This is a genomic window from Mesorhizobium sp. (assembly GCF_004962925.1).
Classification (GTDB): Bacteria; Pseudomonadota; Alphaproteobacteria; order Rhizobiales; family Rhizobiaceae; genus Mesorhizobium.
Window position 1 is genome coordinate 1 of record NZ_SUEO01000056.1, and the last position, 16,205, is coordinate 16,205.

Genomic DNA, 16,205 nt, shown 5'->3' on the forward strand with positions numbered 1-16,205 from the left:
CCCCAGCAGGCCGAAGAGCGCCATCACGGACAGGAGGGCGGAGGCCTTGCCGATCACCTCCGGCGGAAACAGCCGGGCCGCGAGCCACCAATAGACAAACCCAAGACCGGCCGCTGCAATCGTTCCGATCGCCAGAGCGCCGGAATTCAGAACGAGCGCGGCGCTCTTTCGAAGCTCTCGTCGGGCGCGAATAGTGGCCGTCCCGACGAGGCCTACCGGCATGATGGCTCTCCCGAACCTTGGTGCGCCGGCACCGCGGACCTGCTGGCGGTTGGGCGCAGGACGTCCCGGTAGACTTGCTCGATCCGGGTCACGACCGCTCCGGCCTTGAGGCGCCCAACCCTGGCGAGGCTTGTCGCCTCCAGGCGGGCCAGCAAGGCGCGGTCCTCCAGAAGTGTCTGCATCGCGTGGGCCAGGGCATGCGGGTCGCCGCTCGGCACGAGAAGGCCTGTTTCGCCATGATCGACTAGATCCGGCATGCCGCCGACTTCAGTTGCAACGACTGCCTTGCCGGACGCCATCGCTTCAATGATCACTGTCGCGCAGGCTTCGGGCCCCACCGATGGCAGCACGCCGAACAGTGAGCGTCGCCATGCATGCATGATGGCGGGATGCGGCCACATGCTGAGGACTCGAACGTTCGGCGGGAATTCCGTTGGCGTATCGGCGACCCGGCGCCCGATCAGGACCAGCTGCGGCGCCCGCTCCAGGCCGGCATAGGCTTGCAGGAGAACGTCAATGCCCTTGAGGCGCATCATGTCACCGACGAACAGGATGAATTCATCCCGAGGTAGCTCCCGCAGGCAGGGATCTTCCGGGCCAAGCACCCCGACATCGTCGGGCACGAAGTTGGGGATGACCTCGTAGGGGGCGCGGCCTTCGGTCAGTCCGGTGTGACGCGCCACCGCTTGGCTCACCGCGATGAAGCGGTCCACCACGCGCCGAGCGGCGAAGCTCGACGCCCAGTTGCCCAAGGTGGTCGCGGCTGCCTTCACCGCCCCGTAATGCCCTGTGGCGCAGGGTAGGCACTTGGCCGGCGCTGGGCCACTGCAGAGACGGGCGCCCAAGTGCATGAAATTCTTCTTGGCGCAGACAAGGCCGTAATCGTGGAGCGTAACCACGAGGCGTGCCCCACTCAGACCTTTGAGCGGCAGGAAGGACGCGTAGATCCAGTTATGGGCGTGGACGATGTCCGGCTCCTCCCGGGCGACCAGCCGCTTCAGGGCAAGCACCAGTTCGGGATCCGGAAAGGGCGGTGCATGGCGGCGCTCGGGATCGGTGTGGAGGCCCGACAGACGCTGGAGCGTGCCGCGCAGGCGATGCACGCGGACTGCGCCGTCCAGCTCGGTTTCGGGCGATCCGGGATGCATCAAGGTCCCGACGCTGACATGATGGCCCCGCTGTGCCAGCGCCGCGCCGAGATTGCGGACGTGCCGCTCCTCTCCCCCGATCACCGGAGGATAGAACTGCGATAGCAGCAGGATGCGCATGGTCCAGCCTCGTTTTAGATGCGCGGCACCAGCGTCGAAACGCTGCGATAGAGCCGGTTGTCTTCCGGTCGATAGAGCCGCGCCTCGGCCGTTTGGCGAGTTGCCAAGACAGGCACTGGGATTTCCCGCGCCCAGGTGTCGCCCGGCGCGATGGTGAGCGATCGAAAGATGGCATACGGTTGCCCGTCGAGGGTGATTTCTAGGTCGAATCGCTGAGGTTGAGTCTCGGCGCTCCTGATGCCGACGATGATCCGGCCGGACTCGCCACTGGCCGACGGCAACAACCAGAACGCGGTGTATTTGAATTCCCGGTAGGCCGCTTCGTCCCGGACGGCCAGCGCATAGGCTCCGGTCGCCACAAGCAGCGCTAGCATGAACGCGGCCCCCTGCCAGAGCCGGACCCGCGCCGGAGCCGGCCAGGCTGGCAGATCGGGAGTGTCGCGGCGGCCGGCGGCCACCAGTGCCGCGGCGGCCGTCACGGCCCAGAACCACACCGCCCAGCCGAGCGGCGTAAGGAAGCCTGCGGCGTTCAGGGCAAAGCCCCCAGCGATGCCGGCGGCGAGGCTTGTTCCGACCGCGTAGACGAAGTGTTGCATCGCGGAGGTTGTCCTGACGCCAATGGCCCGCAGCACCGTGTGGCCCGAGACGAGGAACACCATGGGCGCGCCCAGGGCAGTACGGACGAGCAAGCTGTCGCTGACCGCAACAGCCGCCACCGCGGCCCCCGCCCACAGGCACGCGGCCAGAAGGTCCCGCTTGCTAGAAATTCTCATGGAGTCCCCTCACGTCATAGATGACGATCCAGCCGTTGTCGTAGATGCGGGTGACGCCCTTGACGTCATTGAACTTGAGCAGCGCTGCGCCCGAGAGCGACGCTCCCTGCCGCGCTTCCCACGGCTGAAAGTAAAAGCCGAGCACCGGCGGAGCCGTGGTCAGGCGCAGGTCAATCAGCAGGAAATCGATGTCGCTTCGCGCCAAGGCCCAAAACTCGTCGGGCCCCAATCTCTCGGCCTCGAATATGCGCGCGGGATCGACACCTGCGACAATGGTGACCCTGACGTCCTGCCGGCCATAGCCCGCAAGCAGAAGACGGTTGATGCGGTCGGTGGTGAAGCGGTTGCCGGCACCGAGCCATTCCTTGGCCCAGCGTGCCGTTTCGATCCCCATCGGCTCGATCGATTCCTGATCTGCGGCCACCCTGTAGCGCCCATGGATAGGATTAATCGAAGAGCTCGTGACGCCGCCGAGGACGATGATTACCAGGGCAACGGCCGGTGCGATGCGGCGCCACCCACGTGGCGTGCGGCCCTGCCAGTAGTGGACGATGCTCACCGCGACGACCAGCCCGACGGCGATGAACACAAACGTTCCCATGCGGTTGCCGATTTCCCATCCGGCGACGGTCAGTCGGAAGGCCACCGAGACTGGGAGCCCGAAGGCCAGCAAGCTGAGGAGCACGAGGCGGCTGTCGTGCCAGCGGCGTTTGAGAATGTCCTGGATCGGACGCCAACCGGACTGCGCGCCACTCGGCGCTGCCATGGCCAGCGACCGAAAGAATCCGGTTGCCAGTCCGAGTGCCACCAGCAGGAGCGCCAGCAAGGTGGTCAGCCGCATGTAGAGGGCCTTGTCCGGCGCTCCGAGGTGCTCCGACCGGGGGGTGGGCGCGCCCAGGATGTTCCCGAGCAACGTGTCGAGGCCCGACTCGATCACCGGGCCGAGATAGCCTGTGAGAGGGATGCCACGGGCCTGCACCCACAGGGATGGCAGGGTTATGGCGAGGATCGCCACGAGGCCCACGGCAATGCTGGTCTTGATCCGCAGGGAGTCGTGCCGGCGCAAAGCCTCGAGCGCCGCCAGCGCTCCGAAATAGATGGCGGCGAAGGCGGCCGAGACATGATGCGTGACCGCGAGGCTTGCCAACAGCAAGGCAATCAGCCCGAGCGACTTCAGCCTCGGTCCCCCAACGAGATCCTTGGACGCAGCTTCGACCGCGAAGGTCAGCACGCACAGCACGATGCCGAGGCTCCCGTAGGAGAACGCCGAGTCGAACAGGAAGAAGGTTGAGCAGCCCATATAGGCCAGACAGGCGATGGCCGAGATACGCGGCGATCCAGCGATGCTTTCGAGGAACAGAAACAGGGCACCGATGAACGCGCCCTTGAGGATGGCCAACAGGAGCGTCCCCGACACAAACAAGGGCAGTCCCGTCAGATCGACGATCGCCGTCGTCAGGATTTCCAGGGCGGGATATGTTGGCCCGATCGGGAAAAGCGGGTTGGACAGGAACAGCCGGCGGGCCGTGATGAGATCCTCGGCCGCGATCCAGTGCAAGACCTCGTCGTAACCGCTGAAGCTCATCGGGGAATAGACGTTCTTGCAATAGAACAGGGCTTCGGCAAGCAGGAACAGGAGGAATAGGCGCTCACCCCGGGCTGTTGTCGGCCAGGCGATGCGAAGGCTGGTCGGAGCGACCAGGAGAACGACACCGGACCAGAAGAGCGGCGGCGCCACGTCATAGCCGCGGCGCCCGGCCGCGTGCCCGGCCACAACCAGGAGTAGAGCCGCGGCGATCGTCAGGCATAGAACCGCTATCCATCCGGAATTGGCGCGTTGCGACGGGGCATCGGCACTGCCGTCGCGAAGGTCGGGACCGACAACGGCCGAGACGAATCGTATCCCGGCCCGGAGTGGGTTGATCCTGGTTCCCGCAGCGAAATGAGCCGGCATCATCAGCCTTATGCCCCCGTCGCAGGAGGCCGCGACATTACGCCGTCGGGGGGCAAGCGGACTCTGGATCGGCTGCTCAGGACGTCACAATAAACATCGCTCAGCGCTTGCGCGCAGGCATCCCAGTCGGGCAGCGCCAAATCCGGGACCTCCCGATGGGCTTCCAGTTCCTCGGCCATGGCGGCGGCCAGCTCTCCCGGACCGGCGTTCCACGGAATCGCCCGGCACAGGCCATTGGCGGCCAGCTCCCGCAGACCGGACGTGTCGCTGACGAGGACCGGACGGCGCAGCGACAGGGCTTCCATCACGGCGACCGGATGGGCTTCGTATTCGCTGAACAGCACGAATAGCGCGGCGCTCGCCAGGAGGTCTGCCATTTTCTGCCGCTCAGATCCGGGGATACCCGCAATGGTGACCCGCTTCTCGAGGCCGAGCGTCGCGACGAGGCGCCGCAATTCTCCCTCGTACGGGCCTGTTCCGACGATGTGGAGTCGCACGTCCGGTACCCGGCGGATCAGTTCGGGCAAGGCCGCGATCGCCCGGTGATGGCCCTTGTAGCGCTCCAGCCTGCCGCCCGAGACGATCAGGTGCGGATCGACCTTGACGCCGGGACTCGCAACTGGCATCGCGGCGCCGTTCGGGATGACGACAAATCGTTCCCGCGGCACGCCCATCCTCACGCTGAAGAAGTCGGCTTCGAATTCGGAGACGCCGATCAGCCGCGCGGCCCGGGCCACCAGCGGCCGGAGCAGCGCGTGCTGTGTGCCGCGCACGGCGTTGCGCAGCCGGGAGGAATGCCCGCCGCTGTGGAAGGTCAGGATGAACGGCAGGTCTCCGCGGACGGCCGCGAGCAGCCCGATCGGCGCCACGAAGCTGCTGTAACCTTGGAAATGGATCAGATCCCAAACCCCGCGCCGGATCGCGGTATAAATGCCGGGCGCAGCATAGAGGTCCAGCTCCCTCGGCCAGGCCCGCACGCGCCGCACGCGCATGCCGCGCACCTCCTCCTCAACCGGCAACTCCCCCGAGGGATCGGTGGTGAGCACGTCGACCGCGTGGCTACGCGCCACCAAGCGGGGACCGACTTCCTGGATGTGAGTTTCGATGCCGCCTATGAGGGGATAGCAGCGGGCGGCAACCATCAGGATTCGCATCAGGTTTGTCCGCCGACATCACAGGCTATCGCGCTCCGCCTGTGCTGTGGGTGCACCCTCTCGCGCAGGATGGTCTTGAGGATGCGCCAGCCGTCCGGGATGGCGCGCAGATGGCTCACTCCGCTGATGCGCGGAACCTCGAAACTCGCCACCTCGACGATATTGAGGTGGTTCTTCAAGGCCCGCACGTTGATGAGGGTCTCGATCTCGAACCCGTCGCAATCGCAGTCCAGCGTGGCGACGTGCTTGGTCCAGAAGGCTATGTATCCGTAGCATAGATCGGAGAACCAACCGCCATAGAGCAGCCGCACGAACAGGGTCAGCCCCTTGTTGCCGAACATCCGGAACAGCGACATGTCGTCGGTGCCGGCGCCCTGGATAAAGCGTGAACCCTTGACGAGATCCGCGCCGGCCATCAGCGCACTGACAAAGACGATCGCCTCCTCCGGGACCATGGAGCCGTCAGCGTCCAGCATGACGATGATGTCGCCTGTGGCGGCCAGGAATCCCGCTTGCAGTGCAGCGCCCTTGCCCCGCCGGGGCTCAATCACAACCTTCACGTCCTCTCGCAGGCGGCGCGCGACCGCGACCGTGTCGTCAGTCGAACGACCATCCACGATAATGATCTCATGCGCCCAGTTGGGGAAGCGCGGCAGAAGCCAAGGGAGGTTCTCGGCTTCATTGAGCGTCGGGACGACGAAGCTGACTCGGGGCAGAGTCAGCGATCGCCGCAGCGCGAAATTGATCGGGTCAGGCGGCGATGTGGCACCGACGGGGGCGAGAATGCTGGAGAGACCGGCGTTCATGGTAGCGCTTTGAGGTCGTACGATGGGACCCATCCGGGGGGCATATTGTGCTTCCATGACCCCATGAGCTCCCCGAAAATCCGGTGCTCCACATCGCGCGCACGCAAATGCGCGGCCAGCGACAAGCCGCGGCGGCCAGCTCCAATGACCGCCACATCCACGGATGTGCTTGATCCAACCATATGCGGACTCCCGGCCATAATGAAGGAAGATGAAATGAAAGAAGATCGATACTCTTGTCGCCCCCTAAGCTTAGTTTGTTATGCGACGATTACTGATGCAGATCTGAAATGGAAGGACGATAGATGGTTAGGAAAAGAAAATAGATGATTAGCTCTTTTGGGGTATCTCTTCAGGTTATTTCCAGTCATACGACCAGCGCGGATAGTACGACAGCGGCACCGATCACCTTCAGCAGCTGTGTTGGCAGCGTTGCCAAACCCGTTTAGACCTCTGGGCCCACCTTCAACCCCAGCGAGGACATTCCTTGACCCGCGGCCGGCACTAGCTCACAAGCGACAATTTCTACCGAGCGAGCCGTGCAGAAGGCAGCGAAGGTCGCCGGCGCGAAGAACGTCCAGCGCAACGTTGACATTGCCACTGGCCAGAAGCTGCAAAGTGCAGGTGGGCTCGCTCCTTCATTCGGCCGTGATTTCCGAGCTTATTCTGTGCCCGAGAAGGGTCGAGCGCGCCCGGCTCTTCGCAGGCGGGGTACTTTGCGATCGACCACCTGGCTACGGGTAGCTAACCCGGACGAGACCGGCCAAGAGAGGGGCTGCCCACGCGGTCCCGAGACCTCACGCGGTCCCGAGACCGGCGCGTCGGGTGCCAGCAAACGATACGAGGTCGTGACCTCTCGCAAACCCCGGATATGCCCGAACAGGTCGATCACCTCCAAGCCAGACCGGCGGTTGTAGGTGTGACACCCCAACGCTCCGGACCAAATGCGACCGACCGGGGTCTGGGCAAACTCCGACGCGCCGAGCGCATCGATCTGGCAGAACGTCACCGCGCCGCCATAGCCGCGCGCGCAGTCTTGGACCGGGCGTAGCGTGCGTCCGCCGTGTCGGATGACGGCGCCTGCGGGGCGGCTGAGCCTTGCATCGAGCAGGACGGGGTTGGCGGCATGGGGCGTCCAAGACCCGGTCAGGCTCTCGGCACGGTAGAGGCTGAGGACATCCCAGGACGTGGACCTCCAAAGCCTTGGGCTGACGAAAAACCAAAAGCCGCCCTCATGGCAGAGCGGCGTGGTGTCGTAGCCCTCAATGCCTTCCATAAGGCAGGCCTCCCGCGTCCACCGGTAAGGGAATTCCACTGCCCTGTAGAGGCTGACATTCCTGGCCGCCCCCGATTCGGGGATCATCCAGATCTGCCCATCCTGCTCGAACACGAACGGGTACGAGAGGTGATGCGGTTCCTCCACGACGATCCGGGATGCGCCGGCTGTCCCGTCCCGGTTCACTGTCACGACCGCAATGCACCCCCGGTTCTTCGAGTAGAGGTACTGTTCGACAAAGATGAAATCCTGCCCCTGGTGCCGGAACGGGAACGGGTCGGCAAGGTAGCTGTCGGCATTTCCGGTGAGCACCCGGAAGGCCGCTTCGCCTTTGTCGAGCAGGCTCGCCGATTCATCGAAGCGCCAGCCAATCCCCCACATCCTGCCGCCCCTCGCCAGGACGTCCAAAAGCCCGATCGCCTTCGATGCAACCGTGCCGGTCGCCCTTGCAAGCGCCGAAAGCGCGCCAAACGAAGGCACTGCCGTCCGTGGACCGGGGATACCGGACGCAGCTGAGCCGGTTTCCTCGCACAGGGCTTTGAGGATCAGCGGCACGGCGCAGGACAGGGCGCTGTCGAGCCTCGCTGCCAACACTTCACGGTCTCCACTGGCCGGACGCGCCGTCCACGGCCGCAACGGGCGCGCCGTGTCATGCAGGTCGACGAGAAGATCCTGATGATTCATCCAGGCCGCCACGACTCCGATCTCGCCGGGTGCGCTGTTGAAGACCGGGGTGAGCACGCGCCGCCCCGCCGGGAGCGATTCCGCCCCGCTCAAATCGATCACCACATCCACTTGGTCGGCCGGAGGCGGCGGCAGGCACCGCAGCGCCGCCTCGACCGGGTCGATGGCGCCGTACCCACCAAAGCCATAGACCAGTCGTTCGAGTTCGAGCAGCAGACGGCAGATTAACGGCAGCGGGCGGCTACCGGCCGCCAAAGCGCAGGAGACTTCGTTGCCGGGCACCTCAGCAAGCGCTTCTGCCAGCCAGAGGTGCCACCGCAGTAGCCGGGACGGATCGAGACTCAGGCAAATGCGCATTGTTGTTCTCACGGCGGATTTCAAAAGGACGCCACAGCTTCAACGAGAACCACCTCAGGCGATCCCCCTACCCTGGACTCCGCCGCGGGCCCGTGAGCCAAGGGCAGGCAGATGGAAAGCCGCAGCGCGAGGATGGTTTCCACCCACTGCGGTTGCGGGGACTCGCCATGTGGGGAGCCGAACACTTGATTGGGAGATACCTGACAGCACGGGTCCATACTCTAGCGGCTGGAAGCGGCTAAGCACCACTATGCCCGAACGACGCCGGGCTGTGCGAGGTCAGAGGAGGTAGTCCTTAGGGGCCATTGCACCCTGTGGCCGGCGAGGGCCAAATGCCGGGATGATCATCGACAGGCAACGAGTGAAAAATGGGTTGCGAAACACCGGACTGCGGGTGCTGGTGTCCGCGTTGCTGTCCGTTCCGGCAGTCGTGAGCGCCGCGGACGATCCGTCGGCAACGAACTTCATCAAGACTTCCGGAACGAACTTTGCGTTGGACAGCAGGCCATTCTTCGCGACCGGCGTAAACAACCACTGGCTGGACGAGTTGCTGATGCCCTACGCTTACCCGCGCGTGCTTGGCGTCGGCGGCCGCCTCGAGCCTCTATGGCGCAAACCTCGACCCTGGTGGTTTTTATGCTGAAAACCGGCTTCCGGGTAGGCCGAATCCCGCGTGGAAGCCTGGCTTTTCAAAAATCAAGACCATCGCACCTTCTATCGAAGAGTTTAGGCAGACATTGGCAGCTCAAGTCTGGAGAATTCCTAGATGCGTATTCTGATGCTTGCGCAATCCTATACGCCGATTGGCGTTGGCCAGCGGGGCCACGTCCGGAACCCAAGTATCGGTCTCGCCCGCCGCCGTCATGACGTTGCCGTTGCCACAACCGGTCAGCCTGGATCCAAAACCGGGCAGCCCGAGGATGGCGTCAGCAGCGAACGCCGGCAGGTCCCGCCCCCCCCTACGATCTCAGTGATTATCTGTGCCTACACCGAGGACAGATGGGAGCTGATGCTTCAGTCGGTGGCCTCGGTTCAGGAGCAGACCTTGCAACCCTGCGAGATCATCGTATGCGTTGACCAGCCCCTGTTCCGCCGTTGTGCCGCCTACTGGGCTGACTTCGCCGCATCCACCCCTCCGCTACGGGTGATCCAGAACAAGTATGACGGGCACCTGGGGTCGGCCCGAAACACGGCAGCCGAGGCCGCTGCCGGAGAGATCCTGGCGTTCCTGGATGACGATGCAGCGGCCGACAAAGACTGGCTCGAGATTCTCACCGACCCGTACCAGGAAGAGCGCATCGGCGCCGTCGGCGGGCGTCCCATACCGGTTTTCGAGGCTGGCCGCCCGGCCTGGTTCCCTGTGCAGTTCGACTGGGTGTTCGGATGTGCCTATGATGGCCTTCCGACCAGCCGAGGCCCTTTGGCTCACCTCATAGGAGCCAACATGTCGGTGCGGCGGACCCTTCTCGAGCAGGTGGGAGGGTTCCATTCCGACAAACACGACGACATGGACATGTGCCACCGCGTGGCGCACATCAAGGGCAGTGAGGCGGTCATCTATGAACCGGCGGCGACCGTCCGCCACTTTGTACCCGCCTCACGGCCGACCTGGAAGTACTTCTGGCGCCGCTGCTTCTTCGTCAACAAGGGGAAGGTCGAGGCCTTTTCCCAGATGGGCGACGCCGCTGCTCTGGGCGCAGAGGCCCGCTTCGTCTGGTACGCGCTGACCAAGGGCGTACCGCGGGAGATTTTGCAAGCGGCCAAGGGTGACGCCCACGGGCTGGCCCGGTCCGCGGCGATAGTCGTTGGCGTGGGGCTGGCCGCGGCAGGCCACGTCGCCGGCCGGATCGATCTGGTGCGGCGCTTGCGCCGGCGGCGCCAACAGGCAACCAAGCAGACACTGGACACAGCCGCGCAAGGCGGTAGGCGCGGGAAGTAAATGCCGTCTTCGATAGTCATTGGTTCGGGTCCGGCTGCAGCCGCCGCCGTGTTGGCGCTGTCCGAGAAGCCGGACGAGAAGATAATCGTGTTCGATCCAGGCACGGTGCTCGACGCGGAGACGCAGGAGGTAATCTCCAGGCTGTCAAAGCTGCGTGTCGACGACCGGGATGCGGAGGACGTCCGCCGGATCAGCCTGCAGCCCAAGCAGGTCCGGTCCGATTCGTTACCTGAAAAGAGAAGCTACGGATCCGATTTCCCCTTTGTCAACAAGGGCCAGCTCGACGGCGTCCACTCCCAGGGTAGAGTCAACTCAGCTGTCATATCAAGCGCCTACGGGGGGTTCAGCAATGTCTGGGGGGCCCAGATCATGCCCTTCAGCGCCGCCACGTTCAAGGGATGGCCGTTCGACTTCTCGGATATGGAAGAGCACTACCGGACCATCCTGTGTCACATTCCTTTCGCTGGAGAGTCCGACGATCTCGAGGAGTGGTTCCCGCTCATCGGATCCCCGGCCCCGCTTCCGCCGCTGGCGCCGCGAACGCAGATGGTCCTGGCCAACTACGACCGGCACCGCGATCGTGTGCGCTCCATGGGAATAACGATAGGCCGCGCCCGGCTCGCCTTCTCAGCGCCCGAATGCCAGCCCTGCGGCCTATGCATGACTGGGTGCCCGCGGTCGCTGATCTTTTCGGCCTCGCACAGCTTCGATCGCTTCAGGCGCAGCGGGAGGATCGACTACCGCAGCGGGCTGCTCGCGGTGCGAGTCGACCAGGAGGGCGACACGGCCGTCGTGCAGGCCCGGGAGCTGTCCAGCGGCCGGATCCAGCGATTCACAGCCGACCGGGTCTTCGTGGGCTGCGGAGCAATCGGGACCACCCGGCTGATCCTGGGCTCGCTCGGATCGGACCAACCGGTACATCTTTCGGAATCGGCTCAGTTCGTTCTTCCAATGATGTCCATGAAGCCGACCCCCGACCCACGTACAAGGCGCGAGTTCACACTCAATCAGTTCAACATGGTCATCGGTCGGGACGACGAGGGCTTCGATGTCTCACAGATTCACTTCTATCCTTTCAACCAGGCATACTACGATGCGCTGCCCGGCCTCCTCCAACACCGCGCCGCTGCCTTCGCGACGGATCGGCTCCTGAGCCGGTTGACGGTAGGCCTGGGCTACTTGCCGTCCTGGGCATCACCCAAGGTCCGGGTCACCGCCCAGGTGTCCGCAGCTCCTGATGAGCTCCCCCAGATCACCCTCACTTCGGAGGGCTTCAGCGAGGCCAAGGTCAGGGGCAAAGACGTGCCTCCGATGCTCCCTGACGTAATAAAGCGGATCCGCAGGGCGGCACCTTACCTTGACTTGTGGCCAGTCACACCGAAGATGTTGTGGTCGGGCGGGGCCAAGAGCTACCACTTTGGCGGCAGCTTTCCCCACGCCAGTGAGCGGGATACTGGAAGGGCGACGACAGACCGCCTCGGGCGGCTGGCGCGCTGGGACCGGATCCATCTTATCGACGGGTCGGTTTTCCCAAATGTTCCAGCTACTACCTTTACCCTGACTGTGATGGCCAATTCTCATCGCATCGCCTGCGAAGCGATGGAACTGGCGGGGTGAGGGTTTAATGCGGGTCGGTATCACCGGAGCCAGCGGATATGTCGGGACTATCCTGCGTGCCGCCTTCGCCGAAGAAGGGCATGAGGTCATCGCGTTCGCCCGTTCGAACCGGGTGGCCTCCGAATCTGCTGCCGCAATGGTCGGCATCGCCGAGTGGCGCCCATACGAGATCAAGCGCCCGCCATCGGGGGCCGCATTCAGCGACCTAGATGTGCTCATCCACGGTGCATGGGACCTGTCTCTCGTCAGCGCCGGCGATGTGTGGGGTGTCAATGTGTCCGGCTCGCAGCACCTCCTCCGCAATGCCGCCGACGCAGGGGTTCGCCGGGTCATTTTTATCTCCTCGATGTCTGCCTATAAGGGAACCCGACAGTTGTACGGCCAGGCGAAGCTGGCCTGCGAGCGCACCGCCAGCAGTCTGGGAGGTGTCTCCACCCGCCTCGGACTGGTATACGGCCCCGGATGGGGCGGGATGGCGGGCGCGCTCCGTAAGCTCACCAACCTGCCGGTCACACCTCTTATCGGCGCGCGCTCCCATCAGTTCACCGTGCATGAGGCGGACATGGCAACCGCCATGGTGCGTATTGCCGGGTCGGACATGCCCCTGCCGGAACCGGTAGGGCTGGCCAACCCCGAACCGGTGCCCTTCCGACGGCTCATGAAAGAGATCGCCGCGTCACAAGGCAGAACACTGCGCGCTGTCCCCGTGCCCTGGCAGCTTGTCAGTGGCGTCCTCAAGGCAGCTGAGGCCCTGCATGTCCCCCTACCCTTCCGATCCGACTCGATCCTTGGGCTCGTGCACCCGGCGGCAGAGGTTCCCGGTGTAGAGCGGCTCAAGCAACTCGGAATCGAGTTTCGGAGCTTCTCGCTGGACGGCGATCGACCCTAAACAGTATGGGAGATCCCCGGCCCTGCCGGGAAATCCGAAATCCAGCGCTACCATACCAAGGCGCTGCCAAGGCCGCCATGGAAGTCGCGATGAAAATTCTCGGACGACCTGATGCGCGATTCCTCCGTCGCTCAGAAGTACGACGAAGCTTCGCAGCGGGGAAGCCGGTTTTCCGAAAGAGGCTAACGAACGGCGTTCAGTTAAGGTGCTGTGCGAAGCGCTGGTTCGCGGACCTGTCAGGAAGAAACAGCACATCGGCAGATTTGGTGCCGGTTGTTCTGGCTTCAATCTCGGACTGGCTTGCCTTTCGGCGCCCGGTCCGGGTCAGCCAGTATGCCTCGTATCCGTTATCCGACAAGAGGCGCAGGACTACCAAAACCGACGCCCCGAACTTGTTCAATCCCTGGTCGGAAAGTTCGACGAACAGGGCCGGCCGGGCGAACCTCAGGATCTCGTTCATGCCCTGAAGCGTCAGCAGTTCGGCGCCCTGCACATCGATTTTCACGAGCGCCGGGCGCCGGGGTCCCTTGTCCGCGAGCAGTCCGTCGAGCGTCACGGCGGTGACCGGCACGCCGGTGCCGTTCCGGGAAAGCTTGTGATCGGCCGGGTAAAGTGGGTTGATTTCGAGAAAGGTCGTGCCGGGCTCGGAGGCGGCGACCACCCTCAGCGCCTCGACGCGGCCAAGAAGACCCGCGTGCTCGAGCGCGGAAATCAGGCCGCTGTAATTCTGATCCTCCGGCTCGATGGCGATCACCTTTCCGCCATCGCCGACCCACTCAGCAAAGCGGAGCGAGAAGAAGCCGACATTGGCGCCGACGTCGATGACCAGCGATCCGTCTGGCACGAATTCCCGGAGCTGATCGATCGGGCCTGCTTCAAAATACCTTTTGTAGAGGGGATAAAGCGCAAGATAGGCGCGGTGGAAAAGCGGAAGACGCTGCAGGCCGATCTTGGCGGTCAGCACGTATAGCCTGATAGCCGAATCTCTTAGGAAAACTTTGAGCATTCAGGAACCATCCAATGACACCGATGCAGGATTTGTTGGCAGTGACTTGTCGAGGGCCGCGCCTCGGAGGGCGGCATCGCAACGATCTTCGTTCGGCTATGCAGACTTTATCACTCGATCAAGGCCTGATCGCGGGAATAACGAGGTACCTCTCGAGGATCGGCATCGACACACCGCCCCAAGACCACCTGGCTGGATAATGCCGCCACCGCCACGAGCCGGAGGTTTCACAATTACGAACTTCAGGAGCACTTCCTCGCATCACCGGCTGGCGTGGCTCAGCTCGGAAAACCATTGTTTGGTCCCGGCGAACAGCTTCGCTGAGTACGCACCCGAGCCGAGCCCGGTGACCAAAAAAACCGCGGTCTGGTTCGCCCTCAAATGAGGCATGTGGACGACATTCAACGCCGACGGACGAAGTCCAAACCCTTGCCCGGACCGCACTACGTTTATGGCTTCCTCACGACGGCGCCGAACGAGCCGATCCTTCCCAAGGTCATGCCGTGATCACACCACGGATGAGGAGCACGACGTTTGGATGTGCGTGCGACATGGGATGAGGCGAGGCGTTGCTGCGGCCGGATGATGCGCTGAAGATTGCAATGCGAGGCGAGGACAAGGAGGGTCAGCCAGCAGCCTTAAACCGACTGAGAGACCTCTATAACCTCGTGCCCTATGGTCGCATCGAGGGCCACCTGCCGCGGCGCAATATAATTGGGGTAACCAGTCCTCGTCGTTTCGCTATAAGATTGGCTGTGCCATCCTGAGCGGCGGCGACCATTGCATCGCATCTTGGTCAAGCCCCTCGTTACGAGCAGGGCAATATGAAAAGTATATCGAAGTACATTTCTTTCACAGCGCTCATGATCGTCACGTGCTGCACGAGTGGTGGAGGTGGTGGATCGTCGCTGCCGCCGCCGGCTGGGTACACTTCCAGTCAGCTGATATTCGAGGACAGCTTCACCGGGCACTCGCTCGACTCCACCAAGTGGATACCGGCGATCGCGGACCAGAACGGTATCTGGCAGCAGAGCGTGCCGTCGCCGTACTCCGCGGTGAACGCTGGCGGATTCAACGCCGAGTACTACGACCCGGCTCAGGTCAACACTGGCCCATCAGGCTTGAAGATCGTTGCGACGAGAAACAACCGGTTCGCCGGGTACACGTGGAAGTCGGGCGCTATCTGCACGCACGGCAAGTTCACGTTTGCCGGTGGCTACGCCCAGATACGCATGAAGCAGCCGGACGTCAGCACTGGCGGATGGCCAGGCTTCTGGCATCTCGAGGGCGGGGCCGAGATCGACACGCAGGAGGGCGGGTTACTCAACGGCTCCGTGTCGAGCAACGGAGTGCTGGCAAACGCTTTGTTGGCTGCCACCAACGAGCAACAGTTCTTCGATGCTGGTGTGGACCTGTCGGCCGACTACCACGTCTGGGGCATGGAGTACATACCGGGTGTGTCAATCAAGTTCTATTTCGATGGCGTGCTCAAGCGAACCGTCACTACGAACGTGCCGACCGGTGCCATGACCCTGCTCATTAATCTGAGTATCGCCAACAGCAGCGCGTCTGGCTGGCACACGGCCTACGACAGTTCGACCCCGGCAACGCTCGAACTGGAGGTGACCGACGTTCAGGTCTACCACCTGAGCATCACCGACAGCATCGAGGAGTGACGACACGAAAGTGAGCGTTATGTACCGCTCGATAGAACGGAGCAGGAACTGAGCGGCGAGTAGCGAGACGGGCCGGCGCAGCGGCCGCAAGCCGTCGGTGGGCGTCGGATCGGCGCCTCAGACGTAGTCCCCCGTCAGACCGACATGCTCCCACCCTAGCGGCGGGACGTGCTTCACGAACTCGGCCTGAACGTCGGTCCCTCGTTGCCGGAGTCTTCGAGCGCAGCCTGCAGGTACCGCGTGTTCCAGAGGATGACCGCCGACACCAACAGGTTCAGCCCTGAGGCGCGGAATGCCTGGTTCGCAAATGTGCGGTCGCGCATCTCGCCGAGGCGGTTGAAGAAGATCGCCCGCGCCTGCGCGTTGCGGGCCTCGCTCTTGTTCAGGCGGGCGTTGGCGCGCCGGCGGAACGCGGGATCGCCGTTGGCGTCGCCGCACAGGCGAGCGCGGTGCAATTCAGTCCAGATCAGCAAAATGGGGCTACCCCTGAGGAACGATCGCGGATCGGACAAAACCATGCGATTAATTCAGAATGACGCATGAGACGCATGACCTTAACGACGAGCGCAGAGCTTAACGCCCGG

The 16,205-nt window shown here is 63.6% G+C and carries 12 protein-coding genes and 2 pseudogenes; 5 read left to right on the plus strand and 9 right to left on the minus strand.

Annotated elements, in window-relative coordinates; all coding sequences use genetic code 11:
- The 7 genes and pseudogenes from E5W87_RS13790 to E5W87_RS13820 all read right to left on the minus strand — a co-directional run.
- Nucleotides 1-222: pseudogene (locus E5W87_RS13790) on the minus strand (hypothetical protein); the annotation flags it as partial.
- On the minus strand, nt 213-1,490 hold the full coding sequence (locus E5W87_RS13795; RefSeq protein ID WP_292398028.1) for a glycosyltransferase family 4 protein: 1,278 nt from the start codon (nt 1,488-1,490) through the stop codon (nt 213-215). The gene E5W87_RS13795 and the pseudogene E5W87_RS13790, both read right to left, overlap by 10 nt.
- Nucleotides 1,491-1,504: 14 nt before the next feature.
- Nucleotides 1,505-2,263, minus strand: a complete 759-nt coding sequence (locus E5W87_RS13800) for a hypothetical protein (RefSeq protein WP_292398030.1) — start codon at nt 2,261-2,263, stop codon at nt 1,505-1,507.
- A complete protein-coding gene (locus E5W87_RS13805) occupies nt 2,250-4,220 on the minus strand; it encodes a hypothetical protein (protein ID WP_292398032.1) in 1,971 nt (656 codons plus the stop codon). The genes E5W87_RS13800 and E5W87_RS13805 overlap by 14 nt, the downstream gene beginning before the upstream one ends.
- A gap of 5 nt (nt 4,221-4,225) precedes the next feature.
- Nucleotides 4,226-5,371, minus strand: coding sequence for a glycosyltransferase family 4 protein (locus E5W87_RS13810; protein ID WP_292398034.1), 1,146 nt, complete (start codon nt 5,369-5,371; stop codon nt 4,226-4,228).
- The gene (locus E5W87_RS13815) at nt 5,371-6,177 is read right to left on the minus strand and encodes a glycosyltransferase family 2 protein (protein WP_292398036.1); all 807 of its coding nucleotides are present in this window, start codon (nt 6,175-6,177) and stop codon (nt 5,371-5,373) included. The genes E5W87_RS13810 and E5W87_RS13815 overlap by 1 nt, the downstream gene beginning before the upstream one ends.
- Nucleotides 6,178-6,838: 661 nt before the next feature.
- A complete protein-coding gene (locus E5W87_RS13820; protein WP_292398038.1) occupies nt 6,839-8,494 on the minus strand; it encodes a hypothetical protein in 1,656 nt (551 codons plus the stop codon).
- Nucleotides 8,495-8,834: 340 nt separating this feature from the next.
- Between E5W87_RS13820 and E5W87_RS13825 the strand changes: the two genes are divergently transcribed.
- From E5W87_RS13825 to E5W87_RS13840, 4 genes are all read left to right on the plus strand, one after another.
- The gene (locus tag E5W87_RS13825; protein ID WP_292398040.1) at nt 8,835-9,137 is read left to right on the plus strand and encodes a hypothetical protein; all 303 of its coding nucleotides are present in this window, start codon (nt 8,835-8,837) and stop codon (nt 9,135-9,137) included.
- Between the two features lie 123 nt (nt 9,138-9,260).
- A complete protein-coding gene (locus E5W87_RS13830; RefSeq protein ID WP_292398041.1) occupies nt 9,261-10,433 on the plus strand; it encodes a glycosyltransferase family 2 protein in 1,173 nt (390 codons plus the stop codon).
- Nucleotides 10,434-12,050 carry a hypothetical protein gene (locus tag E5W87_RS13835; protein ID WP_292398043.1) on the plus strand — a complete coding sequence of 539 codons (1,617 nt, stop codon included), beginning with the start codon at nt 10,434-10,436 and terminating at the stop codon, nt 12,048-12,050.
- A gap of 7 nt (nt 12,051-12,057) precedes the next feature.
- Complete coding sequence (locus E5W87_RS13840; RefSeq protein ID WP_292398045.1) at nt 12,058-12,939, plus strand: NAD(P)-dependent oxidoreductase; 882 nt, start codon at nt 12,058-12,060, stop codon at nt 12,937-12,939.
- 196 nt (nt 12,940-13,135) lie between these two features.
- Here the strand turns inward: E5W87_RS13840 and E5W87_RS13845 are convergent, their stop codons facing one another.
- A complete protein-coding gene (locus E5W87_RS13845; protein WP_292398047.1) occupies nt 13,136-13,903 on the minus strand; it encodes an FkbM family methyltransferase in 768 nt (255 codons plus the stop codon).
- A gap of 866 nt (nt 13,904-14,769) precedes the next feature.
- Between E5W87_RS13845 and E5W87_RS13855 the strand changes: the two genes are divergently transcribed.
- On the plus strand, nt 14,770-15,621 hold the full coding sequence (locus E5W87_RS13855) for a family 16 glycosylhydrolase (RefSeq protein WP_292398049.1): 852 nt from the start codon (nt 14,770-14,772) through the stop codon (nt 15,619-15,621).
- 51 nt (nt 15,622-15,672) lie between these two features.
- Here E5W87_RS13855 and E5W87_RS13860 read toward each other — a convergent pair.
- A pseudogene (locus E5W87_RS13860) lies at nt 15,673-16,040 on the minus strand (Tn3 family transposase); the annotation flags it as partial.
- Nucleotides 16,041-16,205 lie beyond the last annotated feature (165 nt).

What these genes read in the sequence shown, in the direction of transcription:
- E5W87_RS13830 (WP_292398041.1), top strand. Translation starts at nt 9,261, where the DNA reads ATGCGTATTCTGATGCTTGCGCAATCCTATACGCCGATTGGCGTTGGC.
- E5W87_RS13795 (WP_292398028.1), bottom strand. Translation starts at nt 1,490, where the DNA reads ATGCGCATCCTGCTGCTATCGCAGTTCTATCCTCCGGTGATCGGGGGA.
- E5W87_RS13840 (WP_292398045.1), top strand. Translation starts at nt 12,058, where the DNA reads ATGCGGGTCGGTATCACCGGAGCCAGCGGATATGTCGGGACTATCCTG.
- E5W87_RS13825 (WP_292398040.1), top strand. Translation starts at nt 8,835, where the DNA reads ATGATCATCGACAGGCAACGAGTGAAAAATGGGTTGCGAAACACCGGA.
- E5W87_RS13855 (WP_292398049.1), top strand. Translation starts at nt 14,770, where the DNA reads ATGAAAAGTATATCGAAGTACATTTCTTTCACAGCGCTCATGATCGTC.
- E5W87_RS13805 (WP_292398032.1), bottom strand. Translation starts at nt 4,220, where the DNA reads ATGATGCCGGCTCATTTCGCTGCGGGAACCAGGATCAACCCACTCCGG.
- E5W87_RS13835 (WP_292398043.1), top strand. Translation starts at nt 10,434, where the DNA reads ATGCCGTCTTCGATAGTCATTGGTTCGGGTCCGGCTGCAGCCGCCGCC.
- E5W87_RS13815 (WP_292398036.1), bottom strand. Translation starts at nt 6,177, where the DNA reads ATGAACGCCGGTCTCTCCAGCATTCTCGCCCCCGTCGGTGCCACATCG.
- E5W87_RS13810 (WP_292398034.1), bottom strand. Translation starts at nt 5,371, where the DNA reads ATGCGAATCCTGATGGTTGCCGCCCGCTGCTATCCCCTCATAGGCGGC.
- E5W87_RS13820 (WP_292398038.1), bottom strand. Translation starts at nt 8,494, where the DNA reads ATGCGCATTTGCCTGAGTCTCGATCCGTCCCGGCTACTGCGGTGGCAC.
- E5W87_RS13800 (WP_292398030.1), bottom strand. Translation starts at nt 2,263, where the DNA reads ATGAGAATTTCTAGCAAGCGGGACCTTCTGGCCGCGTGCCTGTGGGCG.